This window comes from Pseudomonas sp. E1MeOHC2 (assembly GCF_058745025.1).
Map to the genome: position 1 here is coordinate 2495599 of NZ_CP196675.1, position 21902 is coordinate 2517500.

Sequence of the window (21902 nt, forward strand, 5' to 3'; positions counted from 1 at the left end):
GTTCAGCGCTCCTGCCTCGGGCGGGCGGCGGCCTGTTCGGCTGCGCGCCCACGGGGGCCGTGAAAGTATTCTTGAATCCAGGGGTCGTCGGTTTGCTCGACCTCGGCCAAGGGGCCGGCTACCAACACCTTTTTCTGCGACAGCACCGCGATCCGGTCGGTGATGGTGTAGAGGGTGTCGAGGTCGTGGGTAATGAGAAACACCGACAGGCCCAGTGCGTCGCGCAGGGTCAGGATCAACTGGTCGAACGCGGCGGCGCCGATCGGGTCGAGGCCAGCGGTGGGTTCGTCGAGGAACAGGATGTCCGGGTCCAGGGCCAGGGCGCGTGCCAGCGCCGCGCGCTTGATCATGCCGCCGGACAGTGAGGCCGGGTATTTGTCGGCAGCCGAGATGGGCAGCCCGGCCAGGGCCAACTTGACCCCGGCCAGGTGCTCGGCATCGGCGCGGGACAAGCCGGCGTGCTCGATCAGCGGCAAGGCGACGTTTTCGGTGATGGTCAGCGACGAGAACAGCGCGCCCTTCTGGAACAACACGCCAAAGCGCCGCTCGACCAACGAGCGCTGCTCTTCGCGCAGCTCGGCCAGGTCCTGGCCGAATACCTTGATCTGCCCCTCGTTGGGCCGGCGCAGGCCGATGATGCTGCGCAGCAGCACCGATTTGCCGCTACCCGAGCCGCCGACCACGGCAAGGATCTCACCGCGGTACAGGTCCAGGTCGAGGTTTTCATGCACGCTCTGGCTGCCGAAACGGTTACAGATGCCCCGTGCTTCGATCACTGTTTCCCGGCCACTCACCAGCCCATCTCCATGAAGAACAGTGCCGCCACCGCGTCCAGCACGATGACCACGAAAATCGATTGCACCACCGCCGAGGTGGTGTGGGCCCCCACCGATTCTGCGCTGCCGCTGACCTTGAAGCCTTCAAGGCAACCGATGGCCGCGATCAGGAAGGCAAAGAAGGGTGCTTTGGCCAGGCCGACGAGAAAGTGCTGCACGCCGATGTCGGTCTGCAGCAGTGACAGGAACATGGCCGGTGAAATGTCCAGCGACAGGGCGCAGACCACCGCGCCGCCGACGATGCCGCAGATCATCGCGAGGAAGGTCAGCAGCGGCAACGAGATCAACAGGGCCAACACCCGCGGCACGACCAGTAGCTCCATGGGGTTGAGGCCCAGGGTACGGATGGCGTCGATTTCTTCGTTGGCCTTCATCGAGCCGATTTGCGCGGTGAAGGCGCTGGCCGTGCGGCCGGCCATAAGGATGGCGGTTAACAGCACGGCGAATTCACGCAGGAACGAGAATGCCACCAAATCGACGGTGAAGATGGTCGCGCCGAAGGCGGCCAGCACCGTCGCGCCCAGAAACGCCACCACCGCGCCCACCAGGAAGGTCAGCAGGGCCACGATGGGCGCGGCGTCCAGGCCGGTCTGTTCGATGTGTGCAACCACTGGCGTGAGCCGCCAGCGGTGGGGTTGGAAGGCCCGGCGCAGCAGGGTTTCCAGAATCAGGCCGACGAAGCCGAGCAATTGCCGGGTGTCCTGCCAGAGGGTACTGACGGCACGGCCGATGCGCTCCAGCAGCAACAGCAGTACCGGGCGCTCTGCCTCCTTGACCGGAATGCAGTAGTCCTGGACCGAGCAATAGACAGTCTTCAGCAGGGCGCGGCTGGCGTCGGGCAGGTTGTCGGTGCACTGCGACAGGCGCTCGGAGCCGAGCAGTTCGGCCAACAGCGAGGCGCCTGCGGTGTCGAGGCGGCCCAGTTGGCTGAGGTCGGCAACGGTGTCGTTGCTGCATTGCGCACGCAGGCGTTCGCTTTCGCGTTTGAGGCTGGCGTAATGGGCCAGGGTCCAGTCACCGGCAATACGCAGGCAGGCCGGCTGGTGGCGGGTGTCCAAGGTGGCGCTGGGGGTGGTCATAGGCTCCATGCAACTGACTCGGCGCTAAGGCTTAGGGGCTGATCATAGCGCAGCAGGCATGGGGCGGTTTGTTGATTATGTGCTCAGTGAACGAATCTGGGGCGCGAAGCAGCCCCAACAATCACTTCGCCGCAGCGTCGTCGACCACCTTGAACCGCAGCACGCCAATCACCTGCCCGTCTTCGGTCAGCACCCTCACCTGCCACTTGCCCACCGGGTTCGGCGGGAAATTCTGCTTGTGGGTCCAGGCACGGTAGCCTTCCTTGCGCCCACCGTGGATGTCCAGGGCAATGCGGTCGACTTCCGTGCCGTCTTTTTGCCACACGTGATAGATCCGCTCGTTCAAGCCTCGGGGGGCGTTGATCGAGGTGTACGCATACAGCCCGCTGGTCTTGATGCGGCTGGCGGCAATCTGGTCCAGCGATTCACCGGGCTGGCGATTGATCACTTCGGTACTGACGGCCACTTCGGTCAACCACAACGTCGCCGGTGGCACCCAGGATCGCATCAGCCATCCCCCGGCGCCCACCGACAGGGTCACCAGTACCAGGGCCACGCCGCGCCGCCAGGTATTGACTGGGAAGCTGCTGGCCAGGCTCGGGAACGACAGGGCCATGGCGGCGATCAGCGCAAGCTTGAAGCTTTGCGCGGTGGTTAGGTGAAGAATGATAGGCAGCGCTGTGAGCAACGCCGCGAACAAGGTCAGGGTGTGCAGCGCGAGGAACAGCCAGCGCCGTGGAGCCAGCCACTTGTAGTACAGCGGGTCGACGATCGAAATCAGCCCGGCGGCGCCGAGCAGGCCGGTGAACACCAGTTGGCCGCTGTTCCAAGTGGTGGTGATGAAAAAGAACGGCAGGACGAAGAACAGGGTTTCCTGGTGGATCATCTGCGTCGCGTAGCGCAGCAAGGGCTGCGGGATTTCGCGGTTGAAGGTGCGGGCGAACAGGCCGGTAAGGGTGTTTTCCAGCATCAACCAGACCCAGCTGACCAGCATCAGGATAGCCACCCAGCTGGCCAGGCCGGCTTGGCGGTCGACCAGGATGAAGCTGCCGATGCCTGAGAGGAAGCCACCGAGCGCGATGATGCCGGGGTAGCGTTTAAGCAGTTCGATGACGCGCTGGACGAAGCGGGGAATTGGGGGCATGGGTCTACAACAGGAAAGAAAGGGTGGCCGCGCTGGCCTCTTCGCGGGCAAGCCCGCTCCCACACGGTAGACATTGTGGGAGCGGGCTTGCCCGCGAAGAGGCCGGTACTGGCTAAAGGATACCGCCGATTCACCGCTGCCGTGTAGCACCGCTCGGTGGTTGCGGGGTGTGCCGGCGCCAGCGCAGCAGCCCCGCTGCCAGGATCAGCCCCAGCAACAGGGCGAGCAGCCCGTACAGCTCGTCGTAACCCAGCAGCGGTTTCTCGATGCGCAGGTAGCCCTGGTCCTTGAGCAGTTCCTTCAGCGCTTGGTTGGCCTGCGCCAGGCTGACCTGGCGCAACTTGCGCACTGGGTTGGCAAAACGGCCGTCGGTGTAGTCGTTCAACGCTCCCCAGTAATAGTCGGCCAAGGCGCTGTTACCTTGGGTGCTCCAGCTTTCCTTGGCGATGGTGGCGTCTTTGATACGGGCGAAGGTGTCCGGGTCGAGGCCTTCCTTGCGCAGGTGGTCGAACAACGCCTGCATGACCTTGACCGCTTTGTCGACGTCATCGCGCTCAAGGTCCGCATTGAGGCTGAGCATGCCGCTGTCGCCAAAGCTCTCGCGTTGTACCGATGGCCCGTAGGACAAACCATTGCGCAGGCGAAGCTGGTCGTACAGCGCCCAGTCCAGGTAGCGTGACAGCAGGTCAAGGGTGGGCTGGTGATCGTTGTCCAGCACCGGCTCGATGAACAGCCAGTGCAGCTTGACGCTGTCGCCCAGCCAGCCACGGGGCAGGTCGCGGCGTTGCTCGGCCTGCTGGCTGATGCTTTCGAGGTTGCGCCGTTCTTCCGGTTCGGTCGCGGGCAGCTCGCCAAAGGTGCGTTCCAGATAGGCCGGCAGCAGGCGGTCGAGGCCACCGACCATGATCAGGGTCATGTTGTTGGCCGCGTACCAGCGGTCGCGCAAGGCCTGCACTTGCGCCAAGGTCATGTCGTCGATGTTGGAGCGCTCGGCGCACTTGAGGCCCAGCTCGGTCGCCAGCTGGTCACTGGCCGGGTGGCCGATATCCTGGCGGTCGAGCCAGCGCTGCAGGTGGCCATAATGGCCGCCATCCTCGCGCTCGATGATCCTTTTTGCCGTGGCCAGGGCCTTGGCGTCGATAGGCGTGTCGCGGATCACCGCCAGCAGCAGGTCGAGCACTTTGCGCTGGTTGCGCGCCGGTGCTTCGATCACGAAGGTGGTATCGGCGCTGCTGGTATAAGCGTTCCACTCGCCGCCGAGGGCTTGCAGGCGTTCTTCCAGGCCGCCCTCGCCCGTTTCGTCGATGCCGCTGAACAGCAGGTGTTCGAGCAGGTGCGGCAGCTCCTTCTGCTCGCAGTCGAAGTCATCCAGGCCGACCCCGACCACCAGGCGGATGGCCACGTGGTCACGTTCATAGCCGTTCTTGAGGATGACCTGCAGGCCGTTGGGCAATAGGTACCCTTCAACCCGTGAGCGGTCGAGGGCCAGTGTGGGCAGGCTGCAGATCAGCAGGCAAACGAACATCAGGCAACGCATGGGCGAGCTTGGCTCTCCTGGTAGGCGAAATCATGGCAAGCGGGCTTCGTCCGGCACGCTGTCGAGCATCAGCCCGCCCGTGTCCGAGCCGCCCAGTACCACATAGGCACTGCTGCAGAACAAAGAGTTCAACCGCTTCATGTCGGCAATCAGCTCCAAGTGTAGCGAACTGGTCTCGATACTTTGCACCACCTTGCGTTGCAAGCGGCTGACATGGGCGTGGGCAAGGCGCCTTTCCTGTGCGCGGAAGCGGCGCTTTTCGCGCAGCAGCAGGTGCGCGCTCTCGGGGTCTGCGCTGAGAAATACCGACAGGCCAAGGCGCAGGTTCGCCAGCAGTTGTTCCTGCAGGCCGGTCAATTCGTCCAGGCCGACTTGGGAAAACTCCCGGCGCTGGCTGGTTTTCTGCTGCTGGACCTTGCGCAGCATGCGCTCGACCAGGTCGCCGGCCAGTTTGAGGTTGATCGCCAGTTCGATGATTTCGGCCCAGCGCCGGTTGTCGCGTTCGCTGAGGTCTTCCCGGGTCATTTGCGCCAGGTACAGTTTGATGGCGCTGTACAGGGCCTCGGCGTCCTCGGCCAAGGCGCGGACCTGCTGTGGCAGGGCTGTCTGTGTACCGCGCAGGGCACCGAGCATGGCTTCGAGCAGGCTGTCGACGATATCGCCCAGGCGCAAGGTTTCGCGGGCGGCGTTGGCCAGTGCCAGGCTGGGTGTATCGAGCGCCGAGGCATCGAGGTGGCGCGCGCGAACTTGGCCGTTGCCGTTTTCCCGTTCGGGCAGCAAGGTGTTGCACAGTCGGCCCATGGGTTTGACGGTGGGCAGCATGAGCAGGCAACGCAGGGTGTTGTAGAGCAGGTGGAAACCGATCACCAACTCCTGAGGGCTGAAGCTCAGCGAGTCCATCCATGCCACCAGCGGGTGCAGCACGGGAATGATCAGCAACAGGCCGATCAGCTTGTAAAGCAAGCTGCCCAGGGCGACGCGCCGCCCGGCGGCGTTCTGCATGCTGGTGCTGATGAACGCCAGCAAGCCGCTGCCGATGTTGGCACCGACCACCAGCCCGATGGCCACCGGCAGGCTGATCAGTTCGGCGCCGGCCAGCGTCGCGGTGAGCAGCACGGCCGCGAGGCTTGAATAGGAGATCATCGCAAAGAGTGCGCCGACCAGGGCGTCAAGCAAGATGTCGCCCGTCAGCGAAGCGAACAGGACTTTAACCCCCTGGGCATGGGTGATGGGCGCAGCGGCCTGCACGATCAGTTCCAGGGCCAGGATGATCAGGCCAAGACCAATCCCTACCCGCCCCAACTGGCCGACCCGGGTCTGCTTGCGGGAAAGGAAGAAGATCACGCCCAGAAAGATCAGCAGCGGCGACAGCCACGACAGGTCAAAGGTCAGCACCCGGGCCATGAGCGCGGTGCCGACATCGGCGCCAAGCATGATCGCCAGGGCTGGGGTCATGGCCATCAGGCCCTGGCCGACGAAGGATGTGACCAGCATGGCAGTCGCGTTGCTGCTCTGCACCATGGCGGTAACCAGAATCCCGGCGATGAACGCCAGGGGGCGTTTGTTCATGTTCTGGCTGATGATGCGGCGCAGGTCGGAACCGAATACCCGCAGGATGCCAGTACGCACGATATGTGTGCCCCAGACCAACAGCGTCACGGCCGAGAGCAGGTTGAGCAGGGTCAGCATGGCGAAGCCCCCTGTTGCCGATGGCCCATGTGGACCAAGAAGTGGAGCGCGGGCGCGTGAGAAATTTCAGTGCCCACTCAAAGCTTTAGTTGTTTTGCGCAGCTGTTGCCAGCTTCGCATGGCTGCCGGCCATTTGAAACAGAGCGGTCATGAATGATTGCCATGCCGCCCAGCAGGCACGAAAAAGGGCCCCGAAGGGCCCTTCTGTAAAACGCGCTTCCTGAGGTTATTGACCCGGAATGTCCTTGCGCAGTTTCACCGGATCATGCTCCTTGCCATCTTTGCGCGACAAGGCGGTGCGCATACGGATGTTGATCGCCTCAACCGCCAGCGAGAACGCCATGGCGAAGTAGACATAGCCTTTTGGCACATGCACATCGAACGATTCGGCGATCAGCACGGTACCGACCACGATCAGGAACGACAGCGCGAGCATCTTCAGCGAAGGGTGCTTGTCGATGAAGTTACTGATGGCACCAGCGCACAGCATCATCACCAGCACGGCGACGACGATGGCGGCGATCATCACCGGCACATGGGACACCATACCCACGGCAGTGATCACCGAGTCCAGGGAGAACACGATGTCGATGATGGCAATCTGGATGATGGTGTAGAAGAACTTGCCGCCCGCGCCTTTGGGCTCGTCCGAGCTTTCGTCTTCGCCTTCCAGGCCGTGGTAGATCTCCTGGGAGCTCTTCCACAACAGGAACAGGCCACCGAAGAACAGGATCAGGTCGCGCCCGGAGATGCCATTGCCGAAGACCACGAACAGGTCGGCAGTCAGGCGCATGACCCAGGTGATCGACAGCAGCAGCAAGATACGCGTGACCATGGCCAGGGCCAGGCCGAAGATCCGGGTACGCGGCTGCATGTGCTTGGGCATGCGGCTGACCAGGATCGAGATCATGATGATGTTGTCGATCCCGAGGACGATCTCAAGCGCGGTGAGGGTAAAAAAGGCAACCCAGATTTCCGGGCTGGTCAGCCATTCCATGTGTATTCCTTCGAACGGTAAAGGCGACGCGCCCCATCAGGGGGCGCGTCGCGGTAGGGTAATACGTGTTTATTAAAGACTACTGAACAGCGGGAAAATCCCCATCAGCAGTGCGGCGAGCATTATGCACAGGCACACCAGAACTGCCCACTTCAAGGTGAAGCGCTGGTGGTCGCCGAACTCGATGCCGGCCAGGGCCACCAGCAGGTAGGTGGAGGGTACCAGGGGGCTGAGCAAGTGTACTGGTTGGCCGACGATCGACGCGCGAGCCATCTCGACCGGGCTGATGCCGTAGTGGCTGGCGGCTTCCGCGAGCACCGGCAGCACGCCGTAGTAGAAGGCGTCGTTGGACATGAAGAAGGTGAACGGCATGCTCACGATCGCGGTGATCACCGCCAGGTACGGGCCCAGGGCCTCGGGGATGACCGCCAGCAGGCTCTTGGACATGGCATCGACCATGCCGGTACCGGACAGGATACCGGTGAAGATACCGGCGGCGAAGATCAGCCCGGTCACTGCCAGAACGCTGCCGGCGTGGGCGGCGATGCGGTCTTTTTGCTGTTGCAGGCACGGGTAGTTGACGATCATGGCGATGCTGAACGCGATCATGAACAGCACGGGCAATGGCAGCACGCCTGCGATCAGGGCAACCATCAGGGCGGCGGTGAGGGCGCCGTTGAAGTACAGCAGTTTGGGCCGGCGCGCATCGGGGTACTGCGAAACGGTAATTTCGCTGTGGTCGATGTCGTCAGTTGGCAGGTGCAGTTCGCCCAGGCGGGCACGTTCGCGCTTGCCGTACAGGTAGGCAATGGCCAGGATCGCCACGACGCCGAACAGCATCGCCGGGATCATCGGCACGAAAATATCCGATGGGTCCACGTGCAGGGCGCTGGCGGCGCGGGCGGTCGGGCCACCCCACGGGGTCATGTTCATCACGCCGCCGGCGAGGATGATCAGGCCGGCCATGATGCGTGGGCTCATGCCCAAGCGGCTGTACATCGGCAGCATGGCGGCGCAGCAGATCATGTAGGTGGTGGCGCCGTCACCGTCGAGCGACACCACCAGTGCCAGCACCGCGGTACCGACCGAGACTTTCAGCGGGTCGCCTTTGACCAGCTTGAGGATCTTGCGTACGGCCGGGTCGAACAGGCCGGAGTCGATCATCAGGGCAAAGTACAGAATGGCGAACATCAACATCACGCCGGTAGGCGCGAGCTTGCTGATGCCTTCGAGCATCATTGGGCCGATCTTGGCGGAGAAACCGCCGAACAGGGCGAACAGGATCGGTACCAGAATCAGCGCGATCAAGGCCGACAGGCGCTTGGTCATGATCAGGTACATGAAGGTGATGACCATGGCAAAGCCGAGGAAGGTCAGCATGGCAATACTCCAGGCGTGGCGCGGCGAAAGGACAGTCGATTCGGGCGGATCAGCGCGTCAGGCGCTGCGCAGGGAGCATGCGGAGGGGGACTACGGGAAGGCGGGCACAGGAATGCATCAGAATCACCATTGTTGTTGTTGATTGGGCCGGGCGCGGAAGATTCCGGGTGCCCTGGCTGACCGGTCTTGTGCCGGTAGTGGGCGCTATCCTATGAGGGCAAGCTTTCAGCCAGCTTTCGCTGTGACAAAGGCGACGGGAGGTAGGTGATGCAGAATGTGACCGAGGGTGGCTGCCACTGTGGCGCCTTGCGTTATCGGTTGGAGGGTGAACTGACGGATGTCGCCCACTGCCATTGTTCAATCTGTCGGCGGGTCAGTGGCGGCCTGGTGGTGACCTGGCTGACGCTGCCCCGTTCAGGTTTCCAATGGCTGGCGGGCGAGCCTAGCTGCTATGTGGCGCCGGCCAGTTGCAGCCGGTATTTTTGTGGGCATTGTGGGGCGCATGTGGCGCTGGCCACGACGCACAGCCCGCACAGCATCGATGTGACCGTGGCGACGCTGGATCATCCGGAGCGGGTGCGGGCCAACCGGCATATCTGGATCGGTAGCCGGTTGCCCTGGTTGCACCTGGATGAGGATTTGCCTGGGGAGGATGGGGAAAGCCTGTAGCTCATCTGTTTGGCCACATGGCCCAAGCCCGCTCACCTGTGGGAGCGGGCTTGCCCGCGATGAGGCCGGTGCTGTCACGATTACAACTGCAAGCCGCCTGCGGCCTTGTGCAATGCCCGCAAGTGCTCACCCACCTGCTTCACGTTGGTCTCGATCGCGGCAATCTCCTTGGCCCGCGACGGGTCCAGCAGCGCCCTCACCTCTTTGTCCAGGTCGGTGCTCAGGCGCAGCAACTGGGCCTGCCGCTCGCTGCTGACTTTCTCCAGGTGCTTGCGCTCATCGGGTTGTGGCAAGCCGTAGCCCTTGGCATCCAGCAGCTCTGCCGGGCGGCTGAGGAACCCGCTGTTGGCGAGCATCTGCTGCAGCGTCTGGTTGGCTTTGTCGATGCTGCCGTCCTTCAGTGCAGCGGCGTTCAGGTAGCGCTGCTTGACCTCGTCCTGGGCCAGCAACAGCTGGCGGCGCAGGCTGGCCTGTTCGAGCAGCAGCAAGGCGGCGCTGGTGCGCAGGTCGGCCTGGGCGAACCAGCCACGGCGCTGCTCGGCATCCAGGGCCAGCCAGTCCTCGACTTTGTCCTGCTTGATCGGCAGCTGCTTTTTCAGCACGTCGAACATGGCCTGGTAGCGGTCGCGGTAGGAGTCGAAGCGGTAACCCAGGCGCAGGGCTTCGCGTGGGTCATCGAGCACGCTGGTATCGGCAATGCCCCGCCCTTTGAGCACCTCCAGCAGGCCGTTGGGCATGATGCTGTCCAGGTCGTTCAGGCGCGGGTTGGCCGTGCCGCTGCGCAGCAGTTTCAGCGACTCGACCGCGCAATTGTTGGACAGGAAGTAGTAATTGCCGTCGTAGCCCCAGTGCATTTCCGCCGCTTGGCGCACCAGGCTCTCGACCTCCTGGCGGTCGAGCCTGAGGGGGATCGATGCCAGGCTGCGCAGCTCGGTCTTGGTGTATTCGTCAATCACCTGGCCCAACGGCAGCACGAACAGCCGCGACGGATAAGCGCCGACCAGGCCGTCCCAACTGGACAGCTGCACATCGTTGACGAAGGCGCGATACGACAGCACAAGGTGCTGGTCGAGGTCCAGGCGGCAATCCGGGCCGCGAGGCCGCCCAGGCTTGCAGATGACCAGGCGCAGCATGCTGTGGCCCCAACGGCTGACCCAGTTCTGATTGGCCTCGGCCAGCAGGTAGTCGACCTCATAGACACGTTCGGGGTCGATCTCGCCCAACGGCTGGCGGGCGAAGTCGCTGCCCGCATTGAGGAACGGCAGGCCTTTGGCACAGCTTTGCTGTTCGGGTGCCCAGCCGAAGTGGTCGCGCAGGTATTGGTTCAAGGCTGGGCGCCGGCAGGCATAACTCGGGTCGAGGAGGAAGTACTCCATGTTGACCGCGATAAATTCCTTGGGGCTGCTCAGCTCATAGCTGTCCGGGCTACGCACGAACTGGCCGTTGTGCTGCTCACGTTCGCCACGGCGGCCGACATATTGCTGCCAGCCGGCAAGGTCGAGCAGGCGTGGGTCATCGCTCAAGGTGAAGCGCCGTTCGGCCTGGCCGCGGCACGCTTCTGGCAGGCCGACTTTGCCCACGGTGCCCTGCTGGCGCTTGCAGCGGGTGATCTGCGAGCGTTCGGTGTCGGGCCACAGCCGGGCCCGGTCGTAGAGATGGGTCAGCTCATGCAGGACAGTGGCCAACAGCTCTTCGCGCACCGTGCCATGAGGGCGGTTGGTGCGTTCGCGGGCGGCGCTGCCATCGACCAGCCCCGGTAACAGGCGGCTGTTGAGCTCCAGCTTGGAAACCAGCGATGCCTGGCCGTAAGCGTCGGCGGGCATCCGCGCGCTCCAGCTGACCAGAACACGGCGGTCCAGTTGCTGTTTGAAGCGCGGCGGCAGTTTACCCAACGCTTCGTCGAGCAGTGCCTGGGTGGCTTGACGTTGTTGAGGGTCGAGGCCGGAAGCCTGCAGTACGAGCTGCAGGTCGGCCAGGGCGGGCGTGCCGAGCAGCGTCAGGGCACAGCCGAGCAGCCAGGCACGCACCTGGTTCACAGTGCGAGGATGGCTTCGGCCAGTACCTGGTCGCTGGCGCCACGCGCTTCAGGCAGGCGCTCGCGCAGGGTGTTGAACGCTGCTTCGAGCTGGGCGCCACGGATATCACCGTTACTGGCGACGAAGCTGGCGGCATCGTCGTGCGCTTCACGCACGACTTTGGAATCACGGATCGAGGTGGTGGTGTCAGACGTGAAGTCGATCGAGCGGCCAAAGGCGCGCACGATGATATTGCTGGTGGCCACCAGAGTCTGTGCCTGGGCCAGGTCGGCCAGCAGCAGCATGCCGAGGGTAGCGGCAATCAGCGGTTTACGCATGGAGCATCTCCGAAAAATACAGGGAGTCAGGTGTAGTCATTGGACGAGAATTGCCTGCGCCAGTTCCAGGTCGCCGACAGCATGCTGTGCGCAGTGGTGGCGCAGCGAATCGAGTGCCGCTTCCAGGCGCGCACCGCGGATCAGGCCATCGCTGGCGACGAATGCCGCAGCATCGTCACGGGCCTGGCTGACCAGCTTGCGGTCGAACGGCGCGGTGGTGACTTGGCTGGTGACATAGCCTGTGATGACCAGGCTTTGCGTGGTGGTGTCCATGGCATGGGCGCTTGCCATGCTCAAGGGGATGCCAACGGCGGCAAACAACAACGGCAAAAGATAACGCATGGGCTTCTAACGGCTGGGTACAGGGGCAGTGAAGGCGAGTACGGCTGTGCTGGCTAACACCCGCACAGCCGCAGGGCTCAGTGCAGATCAGAGCGCCAGGATGGCCTGTGCCAGTTGTGCGTCGCTGGCCTGCAAGGTCGGCATTTGCCCGCGAATGTGCAGGAAGGCGCTTTCCAGCTTGGCGCCACGGATTTCACCTTGGCTGCCGACGAAGCTGGCGGCATCGTCACGGGCGGCCTGGACGATCTTGTCGTCGCGGAACGACGAAGATACGTCGGAGGTGGCGTCAGTGGAGGCGGCAACAGCGCCCACGACTGCGTCGGTGGTAACGACGAAGCTGGTGGCGCTGGCGGTGCCTGCCAGGCTCAGCATCAGAGCGGCGCCAATCAGATGTTTACGGGACATGATCGTGGACTCCTGGGGGGGTTCTGCTAATCGGACGCTCGCACTGCGCGTCTCGGTACTTTTTCAACATCCGGTTCTACCAGACTGTTAAGCCAAGCGTATCACGCGCCGGTGTTTCTGGATGTTAATGAACGGTGCGCTTACATACTGTACTGGTATGTTTTTGATTATTTTGAAACTGTACCTGTTGTGCCTTGAGGCGCTCTGGCACGGGGCCTGGAAACAAAAAACCCGTTGCAGTCACCTGCAACGGGTTTGGGAATTCGTGGCGCCGGCCGCAGCCGGCAAGCCGGAGCTTAACGCCAGAAAGGCTTGCTCAGCTCTTCGTAACGCTGCGACTCGCTGATACCGGCGTCGGCCAGCAGGCGGGAGTCCAGGCGAGCCAGTTGGCGGCGGCTGGCCATGCGACGCTGCCACAGCAGCAGGGTGGACAGAGCGCGCAGAGGCATCGAAGCGCTGGATTGCTGGGCGTTGCTTTCAAAAACGAGGCCGGAACTGAGTGTACGTTCCATGATGTTTCATCCTTCCGCTTATGGCGGGATTAGGTAGTGGTTTAACTGATGCCAATGATCCTCCTCTGTTGTCCATAACAGTAGATACAGTTCTGTAGAAGAACGATGGTTCAGTTAACTGTGTAACCCTACTGTTGCACTCGAAATAGGCGCAACTGTACTGGTCTGCACTCTTATGGTGCGAATATGGGTATGGGAAGGTTTGCGGCGAGGAGGGTGAAGCGAGAAAACCAGTACAGTAGTACAGTTTTTATATTCGGTGTTTAGGCAGGTCTTGAACGCTATGACCCAATCGCCGGCAAGCCGGCGATTGGGTTGTTACAGCATGGGTGGAATCAGCTGGCGAGCATGCGCCCGGTTTCTTCCAGGTTTTCGTGCCAGCTCAACGCCTCGCGCAGAATGTGCGGGGTATGACCACCACGCTGGCAGGCGCGCTCGAAGTAGTCGTTCAGCGCTGCGCGGTAATCCGGGTGCACACAGTTGTCGATGATCGCCCGGGCACGCTCGCGTGGCGCCAGGCCGCGCAAGTCTGCCAGCCCCTGCTCGGTGACCAGGATGTCCACGTCGTGCTCGGTGTGGTCAACGTGGCTGACCATCGGCACCACGCTGGAAATCGCACCGCCCTTGGCAATCGACTTGGTGACGAACACGGCCAGGTGGGCGTTGCGGGCGAAATCGCCAGAACCGCCGATGCCGTTCATCATTCGGGTGCCACACACGTGGGTGGAGTTGACGTTGCCGTAGATATCGAACTCCAGTGCGGTGTTGATACCGATGATGCCCAGGCGACGGACCACTTCCGGGTGGTTGGAGATCTCCTGTGGACGCAGCACCAGCTTGTCCTTGTAGCGCTCCAGGTTGCCGAACACATCGGCATTACGGCGGGTCGACAAGGTGATCGAGCTGCCCGAGGCGAAGCTCAGCTTGCCAGCGTCGATCAGGTCGAAGGTCGAATCCTGCAGTACTTCGGAGTACATGGTCAGGTCTTCGAACGGCGAATCGATCAAACCGCACATCACCGCGTTGGCAATGCTGCCGATACCGGCCTGCAGTGGGCCGAGCTTGTTGGTCATGCGGCCGGCGTCGACTTCCTTCTTGAGGAAGTTGATCAGGTGGTCGGCGATGCCCTGGGTTTCGTCGTCAGGCGGCAACACGGTGGACGGCGAGTCCGGCTGGTCGCTGATGACGATGCCGACGATCTTGGCCGGGTCGATCGGGATGGCCGTGCTGCCGATGCGATCATCGACCTTGACCAGCGGGATCGGTGTGCGGGTCGGGCGGTAGGTCGGGATATAGATGTCGTGCAGGCCTTCGAGGTTGGCGTTGTGCGACAGGTTGATCTCGATGATCACTTGCTTGGCGAAGATCGCGAAGCTGGCCGAGTTGCCCACCGAAGTGGTCGGCACGATGTGGCCTTCTTCGGTGATGGCCACGGCTTCGATGACGGCGATGTCTGGCAGCTTGAGCTGCTGGTTGCGCAGTTGCTCGACGGTTTCCGAAAGGTGCTGGTCGATGAACATGACCTGGCCGTCGTTGATGGCCTTGCGCAGGGTGCTGTCGACCTGGAACGGCATGCGGCGAGCCAGCACGCCGGCCTCGGTCAGCTGCTTGTCCAGGTCATTGCCCAGGCTGGCGCCAGTCATCAGGCTGATTTTCAGTGGCGACTGCTTGGCGCGTTCGGCCAGGGCATGGGGTACGGCCTTGGCTTCGCCGGCGCGGGTGAACCCGCTCATGCCGACGGTCATGCCGTCCTCGATCAGACCAGCGGCATCAGCCGCACTCATTACCTTGCTGTGCAGGGAGGACAAGCGGATACGATCACGGTACATGGATTGTTATCTCAGGCTACTGAAGCTACTGCAGCGCAGTCTAGAGATTTCGCCGGTTGCCGTCCCACGACCATGGTCGTATGAGAAGCCCGGAAGTAGAGCCGTTGATCTGGATCAGGCAAATGCAAAAAGCCCCGCCGATTGCTCGGCGGGGCTTCTTATATAGCGCACGGTTTGCCGCGACGGGGTTACTCCACCGCTTTGACCATATCCTCGATCACTTTCTTGGCGTCACCGAATACCATCATGGTCTTGTCCAGGTAGAACAGTTCGTTGTCCAGGCCTGCATAGCCACTGGCCATGGAGCGCTTGTTGACGATGATGGTCTTGGCCTTGAACGCTTCCAGGATCGGCATGCCGGCAATCGGCGATTTGGGATCGTTTTTCGCTGCCGGGTTGACCACGTCGTTGGCGCCCAGCACCAGTACCACGTCGGCCTGGCCGAACTCGGCGTTGATGTCGTCCATCTCGAACACCTGGTCGTAGGGCACTTCGGCTTCGGCCAGCAACACGTTCATGTGCCCTGGCATACGGCCTGCCACCGGGTGGATCGCATATTTCACGGTCACGCCATTGTGCGTCAGCTTCTCAGTCAGCTCCTTCAGCGCGTGCTGGGCACGGGCAACGGCCAGGCCGTAGCCAGGCACGATGATCACCGTGTCGGCATTGCTGAGCAGGAAGGTGGCATCGTCGGCCGAGCCGGATTTCACCGGGCGAGCTTCCTGAGTGCCTGCCGGGCCACCCGCATCAGCCGCGCCGCCGAAGCCGCCCAGGATGACGTTGAAGAACGAACGGTTCATCGCCTTGCACATGATGTACGAGAGGATCGCACCGCTGGAGCCGACCAAAGAGCCTGCGATGATCAGCATCGAGTTGTTCAGCGAGAAGCCGATACCCGCCGCTGCCCAGCCCGAATAGCTGTTGAGCATCGACACCACCACGGGCATGTCCGCGCCACCGATCGGGATAATGATCAGCACGCCCATGATGAAGGCCAAAACCAGCATCAGGGTAAAGGCGCTGTAATGGCCGGTGAAGGTGAACAGCAGGCCCAGGGCGATGGTGGTCAGGCCCAGGATCAGGTTCAGCTTGTGCTGGCCGGCGAACTGTACCGGTGCGCCTTGGAACAGGCGGAACTTGTACTTGCCCGACAGCTTGCCGAAGGCGATCACGGAACCGGAGAAGGTGATGGCACCAATTGCAGCGCCCAGGAACAGCTCCAGGCGGTTGCCGGTGGGGATCGGGTCGCTGATGCTGGCGACGATGCCCATCGACTGGGGCTCAAGCACGGCGGCGATGGCGATGAATACCGCAGCCAGGCCGATCATGCTGTGCATGAAGGCGACCAGCTCCGGCATCTTGGTCATCTCGACGCGCTTGGCCATGATCGAGCCAGCGGTACCGCCGACCAGCAGGCCGACGATCACGTAACCGATGCCGGCGGTTGCCAGCTCTGCGCCCAGCTTATAAATGAGGCCAACCGTGGTGACGATAGCCAAGCCCATGCCAATCATGCCGAACAGGTTGCCGCGCCGAGATGTGGTCGGGTGCGAAAGGCCCTTGAGCGCCTGGATGAAGCAGATCGAGGCGACCAGGTAGAGAAGCGTTACCAGATTCATGCTCATGCTTACTTCTTCGCCTCGTTCTTGGCTTTCTTCTTGAACATCTCAAGCATGCGACGGGTGACCAGGAAGCCACCGAACACGTTGACCGCAGCCAAGGCCACGGCGAGCGTGCCCATCAGCTTGCCGGCAGGCGTCACGGTCAGCGCCGCAGCCAGCATGGCACCGACGATGACGATGGCGGAGATGGCATTGGTGACCGCCATCAGCGGCGTGTGCAGGGCCGGGGTGACGTTCCACACCACGTGGTAACCCACATAGATGGCCAGCACGAAAATGATCAGGTTGTAGATGCCGTGGGAAATCAGCATGTCTTCCATTGTCGTGCTCCTTAGCCGTTCTTGCGGACGACTTGCCCGTCGCGGCACATGAGGCAGGCCGCGACGATATCGTCTTCGAGGTTGATGACCAGCGCGTTGTCCTTGTCGAACAACAGCTTCATGAAGTCCAGCAGGTTGCGTGCGTACAGCGCTGAAGCATCGGCCCCCACCTGGGCAGGCAGGTTGGTGGGGCCGACGATGGTCACGCCGTTCTGCAGCACCACTTGATCGGCGACGGTCAGCGGGCAGTTGCCGCCTTGGGCTGCCGCCAGGTCGATGACCACCGAGCCTGGCTTCATCTGCGCGACGGTTTCGGCGCTGAGCAGTGTCGGTGCCTTGCGGCCAGGGATCAGTGCCGTGGTGATGACGATATCGGCCTGCTTGGCGCGCTCGTGTACGGCCTGGGCCTGGCGCTGCATCCAGCTGGCCGGCATCGGCCGGGCATAGCCGCCAACCCCTTCGGCGCACTCACGTTCCTCGTCGGTTTCGTAAGGCACGTCGAGGAACTTGGCGCCCAGCGACTCGATCTGCTCCTTGACTGCGGGGCGTACATCCGAGGCTTCGATCACGGCGCCCATGCGTTTGGCGGTGGCAATGGCCTGCAGGCCTGCAACGCCGGCGCCCAGAATCAGCACACGGGCAGCCTTCACGGTACCGGCGGCGGTCATCAGCATGGGCATGAAGCGAGGGTAGTGATGCGCTGCCAGCAGCACCGCCTTGTAACCAGCGATGTTGGCCTGGGACGACAGCACGTCGAGGCTTTGTGCCCGCGAGGTACGCGGCGCCGCTTCAAGGGCGAAGGCGGTGATACCGCGTTCGGCCATCTTGCCGATCATTTCGCTGTTGAACGGGTTGAGCATGCCCACCAGGAGGCTGCCGCTGTTTATCAGCGCGAGCTCTTGATCGTTGGGCGCGACCACTTTGAGTACGAGTTGCGCGCCGTAGGCGTCGGCGGCGCTTCCCAGGGAGGCCCCCACGACCTCATAGGCACTGTCCGGAATGCTGGCGTTTAGCCCTGCCCCCCGTTGGACGGTGACCTGATGGCCTTGGGCAACCAGTTTTTTGATGGTTTCAGGGGTCGCGGCGACCCTTGTCTCACCCGTCTGCGTCTCGAGAGGAACACCAATGTGCACGACTTTGTCTCCTGCGGTGACCTTTTGTCTTTGTGGAAGCCAGCGTACTTCGGGTGGTGCGCTGGTACGGTCGTTGAGCGTCAACCCGCCGAATCCCAGGCGGGCCAGGCATTTTGCAGATGAACCCAGGGGCCTACAACCAGTTCTGGAGCGAAACCAGGTTAAAACTACAAGTCACCCTGTGACCGTATGTCGCAAGCTTACGGTCGCAGCCCGTCAAACATGGGCCATTGGGAGATTAGGAGAAAAAAACAAAAAAAATCGCGGTAATTCGCTCACAGCTTGGTGAATGTCGCAATTTAACCCTGAAAGCCGCGTAGTAAGCTGGGTTAAAGGGGATTTTCAGGCTTGCGTAACAGTTTACGTAGATGCGACAAATACATACATCTGTAGGTGTTTAAAATAATTGACTACGAGGTCAGCTTAGGCCGAGGCGGTGTATTCCTGGGCTTGTGCCACCAGCCAGTCGCGGAAGGCTCGCAGTGAGGCAGACTCCACTTTGCGTTCGGGAATCATCAGATAGTAGGCCTTGTCGCTGCTCAGGGCATGCCTGTTAGCGACCACCAACCTACCCTCCTCCAACTCTCGCTGGATCAGGAAGGGCGGGATCAGTGCGATGCCCATTTCGTGCATTGCCGCCTGCGCGAGCATGGAGAATAGTTCATAGCGTGGGCCTGTCATGTCGCGCTCCACGTTCATGCCCAGGCTGCCGAACCATTGTCGCCAGGCATAGGGGCGTGTGGTCTGCTGCAGCAATGGCAGTTGTGCAATGCGCCGAGCGTCGAGCATGCCCTGCCCGTCCAGCATGGCTGGGCTGCACACCGGCACTGGGTTTTCACCCATCAGCCGGTGCGACTGCGTGCCCGACCAGTCGGCATCGCCGAAATAGATGGCGGCATCAAAGGCGGTGTCGGCGAACAGGAACGGCCGGGTGCGGTTGGTCAGGTTGACGGTGACGTCGGGGTGGCGCTGCTGGAGGTCCTTGAGCCTGGGAAGCAGCCATTGGGTGCCAAAGGTAGGCACCACGGCAAGCTCGATCACATTGGCGCCTTGCTGGCGCATCACCGACAGGGTGTCGCGCTCAACGGCATCCAGTTGCGCGGCGACCTGGCGGCTGTAGGAAAGCCCGGCCTCGGTCAGCTTCACCCCGCGCCGTGAACGACGAAACAGTTCCACATTAAGGAAGGCCTCCAGGCCGCCGATCTGCCGACAGACGGCGCTCTGGGTCAGCGCAAGCTCTTGCGCGGCCTTGGTAAAGCTCTCGTTTCGCGCCGCGGCTTCGAAACAGACCAGGGCGGCAGTGCTGGGGATCTTGCGGCGCATGTACGTCAACCTCACTTGTAAGGCTGTCAATATGGCGTTTTGCCGATTTACGAAGTGACAAATTATCACTAATCCGTGCGCAATCCTCGTTTGTCGCGGCAGCCGATCAGGCCTAGGCTCAAGGGCACAAGAATTTGCTCTCTCTATTCGAGGATTTCGCTCATGGCCGGTAAAGCAAGCTTCAACTGGATCGATCCGCTGCTGCTGGATCAGCAGCTCACTGAAGAAGAGCGCATGGTGCGTGACAGCGCTTATCAGTTCGCCCAGGACAAGTTGGCGCCGCGTGTGCTCGAGGCTTTCCGCCATGAGCAGACCGACCCGGCGATCTTCCGCGAGATGGGGGAAATCGGCTTGCTGGGTGCGACCATCCCCGAGCAGTACGGCGGCAGCGGTCTGAATTATGTGTGCTACGGGCTGATTGCACGTGAGGTCGAACGCATCGACTCTGGCTATCGCTCGATGATGAGTGTGCAGTCCTCCCTGGTAATGGTGCCGATCAACGAATTTGGCACTGAGGCGCAAAAGCAGAAGTACCTGCCCAAACTGGCCACCGGTGAGTGGATCGGCTGCTTTGGCCTGACCGAGCCTAACCATGGCTCCGATCCCGGTTCGATGATCACCCGCGCCAGGAAGGTCGACGGTGGTTACCGTCTCACCGGCAGCAAGATGTGGATCACCAACAGCCCGATCGCCGATGTGTTCGTGGTCTGGGGCAAGGATGATGCTGGCGACATTCGGGGCTTCGTCCTGGAAAAGGGCTGGGAAGGCCTCAGCGCTCCGGCGATCCACGGCAAGGTCGGCCTGCGTGCTTCGATCACGGGTGAGATCGTGATGGATAACGTATTCGTGCCTGAAGAAAACATCTTCCCGGACGTGCGTGGCCTCAAGGGGCCGTTCACCTGCCTGAACTCGGCCCGCTATGGCATCTCCTGGGGGGCGCTGGGCGCTGCCGAGGCTTGCTGGCACACCGCGCGCCAATACACCCTGGACCGTCAGCAGTTCGGCCGCCCGCTTGCAGCCAATCAGCTGATCCAGAAAAAGCTGGCGGACATGCAAACCGAGATCACCTTGGCGCTGCAGGGCTGCCTGCGGTTGGGGCGCATGAAGGACGAAGGCACGGCAGCCGTCGAGATCACGTCGATCATGAAGCGTAATTCCTGCGGCAAGGCCTTGGATATCGCCCGCATGGCGCGTGACATGCTGGGTGGTAACGGTATTTCCGATGAGTTCGGCGTGGCCCGTCATCTGGTCAACCTTGAGGTGGTCAACACCTATGAGGGCACCCATGATGTACATGCATTGATCCTGGGGCGTGCTCAGACCGGTATCCAGGCCTTCTATTAATAAGGAGTCTGCCCATGGGCGCGCTATCACATCTGCGGGTGCTGGACCTTTCGCGCGTGTTGGCCGGCCCATGGTCTGGCCAGATTCTCGCTGACCTTGGGGCTGACGTGATCAAGGTCGAGCGCCCTGGCAATGGCGACGATACCCGCTCGTGGGGGCCGCCTTTCCTTAAGGATGCACAAGGTGAGAACACCAGCGAAGCGGCTTATTACCTCTCGGCCAACCGCAATAAGCGTTCGGTGACGATCGACTTCACGCAGCCTGAGGGTCAGCGCCTGGTGCGTGAGCTAGCGGCCAAGTCGGATATCGTCATCGAGAACTTCAAGGTGGGCGGCCTGGCGGCGTACGGGCTGGATTACCAAAGCCTGAAAGCGCTCAACCCGAAGCTTATCTATTGCTCCATCACCGGCTTCGGCCAGACGGGGCCATATGCCAAGCGCGCGGGGTATGACTTCATGATCCAGGGGCTGGGCGGGCTGATGAGCCTGACCGGGCGGCCTGAGGGTGAGGAAGGCGCGGGGCCGGTAAAGGTTGGCGTAGCACTCACCGACATCCTCACTGGGCTGTACTCGACGGTGGCGATTTTGGCGGCCCTCGCTCATCGGGATCAGGCCGGCATCGGTCAGCATGTCGACATGGCGTTGCTCGATGTGCAGGTGGCGTGCCTGGCCAACCAGGCGATGAACTATCTGACCACGGGTAATCCACCTCGACGCCTGGGCAATGCGCATCCCAATATCGTGCCTTACCAGGACTTCCCTACAGCAGATGGCGATTTCATCCTTACCGTGGGTAATGACGGTCAGTTTCGCAAGTTTGCCGAGGTGGCTGGGCAGCCCCAGTGGGCGGATGATCCGCGCTTTGCTACCAATAAGCTGCGGGTAGCCAATCGCGGTGAGCTGATTCCGTTGATTCGTCAGGCCACGGTGTTCAAGACCACGGCGCAGTGGGTGAGCCAGTTGGAGAAGGCAGGGGTGCCATGTGGACCTATCAATGACCTGGCGCAGATGTTCCAGGATCCGCAGGTAGTGGCTCGAGGGTTGGCGGTGAATATCCCGCATCCGCTGGCAGGGAGTGTGCCGCAGGTGGCCAGCCCTATTCGGTTGTCGGAGACGCCGGTGGAGTACCGGCGGGCGCCACCGTTGTTGGGTGAGCATACCGAGGCGGTATTGAGTGACGTGCTGGGGCTGGATGCTGATGCGGTACACCGCTTGCGCAGTGCCGGGGTGCTTTGAGGCTATATAGAGCTATGGAACAGCGGGGAGGCCGAAGGCCTCCCCGCTTTGCTTTTTAGCGATATTAAGGTTTCGTGAAATTAAAGGTTGACGGGGTTTCGAATCCCCTTATAATGCGCCCCACTTCCAGCGTAGTTGGAACGAGAAACTCCT

Annotated in this window: 20 protein-coding genes; 3 read left to right on the forward strand and 17 right to left on the reverse strand. The window is 62.0% G+C overall.

All coding sequences use genetic code 11. From position 1 onward, the window contains the following. Positions 1-2: 2 nt before the first annotated feature. The 7 genes from ACSSU5_RS11215 to ACSSU5_RS11245 all read right to left on the reverse strand — a co-directional run bounded on the left by ACSSU5_RS11215 (position 3) and on the right by ACSSU5_RS11245 (position 8662). Positions 3-794: an ABC transporter ATP-binding protein gene (locus tag ACSSU5_RS11215; RefSeq protein WP_264310839.1), complete on the reverse strand. Its 792-nt coding sequence runs from the start codon at positions 792-794 to the stop codon at positions 3-5. After that, entirely contained in the window at positions 791-1924 is a 1134-nt protein-coding gene (locus tag ACSSU5_RS11220) for an ABC transporter permease (RefSeq protein WP_264310838.1), read from the reverse strand. Before ACSSU5_RS11220 ends, ACSSU5_RS11215 begins: the two co-directional genes overlap by 4 nt. 112 nt (positions 1925-2036) lie before the next feature. Then, positions 2037-3059, reverse strand: coding sequence for a DUF2914 domain-containing protein (locus tag ACSSU5_RS11225; RefSeq protein WP_264310837.1), 1023 nt, complete (start codon positions 3057-3059; stop codon positions 2037-2039). A 130-nt stretch (positions 3060-3189) separates the two neighbouring features. Beyond that, complete coding sequence (locus tag ACSSU5_RS11230; protein WP_492561162.1) at positions 3190-4596, reverse strand: M16 family metallopeptidase; 1407 nt, start codon at positions 4594-4596, stop codon at positions 3190-3192. Positions 4597-4626: 30 nt separating this feature from the next. Further along, a complete protein-coding gene (locus ACSSU5_RS11235) occupies positions 4627-6285 on the reverse strand; it encodes a Na/Pi cotransporter family protein (protein ID WP_492561163.1) in 1659 nt (552 codons plus the stop codon). Positions 6286-6511: 226 nt separating this feature from the next. After that, positions 6512-7282, reverse strand: a complete 771-nt coding sequence (locus ACSSU5_RS11240) for a TerC family protein (RefSeq protein WP_264310834.1) — start codon at positions 7280-7282, stop codon at positions 6512-6514. A gap of 72 nt (positions 7283-7354) precedes the next feature. Further along, positions 7355-8662: a CitMHS family transporter gene (locus ACSSU5_RS11245; RefSeq protein ID WP_264310833.1), complete on the reverse strand. Its 1308-nt coding sequence runs from the start codon at positions 8660-8662 to the stop codon at positions 7355-7357. Positions 8663-8929: 267 nt separating this feature from the next. On the opposite strand from ACSSU5_RS11245, the gene ACSSU5_RS11250 reads away from it, so the two are divergent. Further along, the gene (locus tag ACSSU5_RS11250; RefSeq protein WP_264310832.1) at positions 8930-9331 is read left to right on the forward strand and encodes a GFA family protein; all 402 of its coding nucleotides are present in this window, start codon (positions 8930-8932) and stop codon (positions 9329-9331) included. An 80-nt stretch (positions 9332-9411) separates the two neighbouring features. On the opposite strand, the gene ACSSU5_RS11255 is transcribed toward ACSSU5_RS11250, so the two are convergent. From ACSSU5_RS11255 to ACSSU5_RS11300, 10 genes are all read right to left on the reverse strand, one after another. Further along, positions 9412-11367, reverse strand: a complete 1956-nt coding sequence (locus tag ACSSU5_RS11255) for a DUF7844 domain-containing protein (protein WP_492561164.1) — start codon at positions 11365-11367, stop codon at positions 9412-9414. Continuing rightward, positions 11364-11684: a DUF2388 domain-containing protein gene (locus ACSSU5_RS11260; RefSeq protein ID WP_027591949.1), complete on the reverse strand. Its 321-nt coding sequence runs from the start codon at positions 11682-11684 to the stop codon at positions 11364-11366. The genes ACSSU5_RS11255 and ACSSU5_RS11260 overlap by 4 nt, the downstream gene beginning before the upstream one ends. A gap of 36 nt (positions 11685-11720) precedes the next feature. Further along, positions 11721-12026, reverse strand: coding sequence for a DUF2388 domain-containing protein (locus ACSSU5_RS11265; protein ID WP_264310830.1), 306 nt, complete (start codon positions 12024-12026; stop codon positions 11721-11723). A gap of 87 nt (positions 12027-12113) precedes the next feature. After that, positions 12114-12431, reverse strand: a complete 318-nt coding sequence (locus ACSSU5_RS11270) for a DUF2388 domain-containing protein (protein WP_264310829.1) — start codon at positions 12429-12431, stop codon at positions 12114-12116. Between the two features lie 296 nt (positions 12432-12727). Further along, complete coding sequence (locus ACSSU5_RS11275) at positions 12728-12943, reverse strand: DUF1127 domain-containing protein (RefSeq protein ID WP_186661706.1); 216 nt, start codon at positions 12941-12943, stop codon at positions 12728-12730. Between the two features lie 335 nt (positions 12944-13278). After that, the gene (scpC, locus tag ACSSU5_RS11280; RefSeq protein WP_492561165.1) at positions 13279-14772 is read right to left on the reverse strand and encodes a succinyl-CoA:acetate CoA-transferase ScpC; all 1494 of its coding nucleotides are present in this window, start codon (positions 14770-14772) and stop codon (positions 13279-13281) included. A 188-nt stretch (positions 14773-14960) separates the two neighbouring features. Then, entirely contained in the window at positions 14961-16397 is a 1437-nt protein-coding gene (locus ACSSU5_RS11285; protein ID WP_264310827.1) for an NAD(P)(+) transhydrogenase (Re/Si-specific) subunit beta, read from the reverse strand. 2 nt (positions 16398-16399) lie between these two features. After that, entirely contained in the window at positions 16400-16714 is a 315-nt protein-coding gene (locus ACSSU5_RS11290; protein WP_027591944.1) for an NAD(P) transhydrogenase subunit alpha part 2, read from the reverse strand. A gap of 11 nt (positions 16715-16725) precedes the next feature. Beyond that, on the reverse strand, positions 16726-17847 hold the full coding sequence (locus tag ACSSU5_RS11295) for a Re/Si-specific NAD(P)(+) transhydrogenase subunit alpha (protein ID WP_264310826.1): 1122 nt from the start codon (positions 17845-17847) through the stop codon (positions 16726-16728). A gap of 423 nt (positions 17848-18270) precedes the next feature. Continuing rightward, on the reverse strand, positions 18271-19170 hold the full coding sequence (locus tag ACSSU5_RS11300; RefSeq protein WP_264310825.1) for a LysR family transcriptional regulator: 900 nt from the start codon (positions 19168-19170) through the stop codon (positions 18271-18273). 162 nt (positions 19171-19332) lie between these two features. Here ACSSU5_RS11300 and ACSSU5_RS11305 point away from each other — a divergent pair, with 162 nt between their 5' ends. Next, on the forward strand, positions 19333-20514 hold the full coding sequence (locus ACSSU5_RS11305; protein WP_027591941.1) for an acyl-CoA dehydrogenase: 1182 nt from the start codon (positions 19333-19335) through the stop codon (positions 20512-20514). A gap of 14 nt (positions 20515-20528) precedes the next feature. After that, on the forward strand, positions 20529-21749 hold the full coding sequence (locus ACSSU5_RS11310) for a CaiB/BaiF CoA transferase family protein (protein ID WP_413470107.1): 1221 nt from the start codon (positions 20529-20531) through the stop codon (positions 21747-21749). The last annotated feature ends 153 nt before the right edge of the window (positions 21750-21902 follow it).

Excerpts from the sequence above, each read along its gene's own strand:
- ACSSU5_RS11220 (WP_264310838.1), bottom strand. The coding sequence starts at position 1,924 with ATGGAGCCTATGACCACCCCCAGCGCCACCTTGGACACCCGCCACCAG.
- ACSSU5_RS11225 (WP_264310837.1), bottom strand. The coding sequence starts at position 3,059 with ATGCCCCCAATTCCCCGCTTCGTCCAGCGCGTCATCGAACTGCTTAAA.
- ACSSU5_RS11230 (WP_492561162.1), bottom strand. The coding sequence starts at position 4,596 with ATGCGTTGCCTGATGTTCGTTTGCCTGCTGATCTGCAGCCTGCCCACA.
- ACSSU5_RS11235 (WP_492561163.1), bottom strand. The coding sequence starts at position 6,285 with ATGCTGACCCTGCTCAACCTGCTCTCGGCCGTGACGCTGTTGGTCTGG.
- ACSSU5_RS11240 (WP_264310834.1), bottom strand. The coding sequence starts at position 7,282 with ATGGAATGGCTGACCAGCCCGGAAATCTGGGTTGCCTTTTTTACCCTC.
- ACSSU5_RS11245 (WP_264310833.1), bottom strand. The coding sequence starts at position 8,662 with ATGCTGACCTTCCTCGGCTTTGCCATGGTCATCACCTTCATGTACCTG.
- ACSSU5_RS11250 (WP_264310832.1), top strand. The coding sequence starts at position 8,930 with ATGCAGAATGTGACCGAGGGTGGCTGCCACTGTGGCGCCTTGCGTTAT.
- ACSSU5_RS11260 (WP_027591949.1), bottom strand. The coding sequence starts at position 11,684 with ATGCGTAAACCGCTGATTGCCGCTACCCTCGGCATGCTGCTGCTGGCC.
- ACSSU5_RS11265 (WP_264310830.1), bottom strand. The coding sequence starts at position 12,026 with ATGCGTTATCTTTTGCCGTTGTTGTTTGCCGCCGTTGGCATCCCCTTG.
- ACSSU5_RS11270 (WP_264310829.1), bottom strand. The coding sequence starts at position 12,431 with ATGTCCCGTAAACATCTGATTGGCGCCGCTCTGATGCTGAGCCTGGCA.
- ACSSU5_RS11275 (WP_186661706.1), bottom strand. The coding sequence starts at position 12,943 with ATGGAACGTACACTCAGTTCCGGCCTCGTTTTTGAAAGCAACGCCCAG.
- scpC (WP_492561165.1), bottom strand. The coding sequence starts at position 14,772 with ATGTACCGTGATCGTATCCGCTTGTCCTCCCTGCACAGCAAGGTAATG.
- ACSSU5_RS11285 (WP_264310827.1), bottom strand. The coding sequence starts at position 16,397 with ATGAGCATGAATCTGGTAACGCTTCTCTACCTGGTCGCCTCGATCTGC.
- ACSSU5_RS11290 (WP_027591944.1), bottom strand. The coding sequence starts at position 16,714 with ATGGAAGACATGCTGATTTCCCACGGCATCTACAACCTGATCATTTTC.
- ACSSU5_RS11300 (WP_264310825.1), bottom strand. The coding sequence starts at position 19,170 with ATGCGCCGCAAGATCCCCAGCACTGCCGCCCTGGTCTGTTTCGAAGCC.
- ACSSU5_RS11305 (WP_027591941.1), top strand. The coding sequence starts at position 19,333 with ATGGCCGGTAAAGCAAGCTTCAACTGGATCGATCCGCTGCTGCTGGAT.
- ACSSU5_RS11310 (WP_413470107.1), top strand. The coding sequence starts at position 20,529 with ATGGGCGCGCTATCACATCTGCGGGTGCTGGACCTTTCGCGCGTGTTG.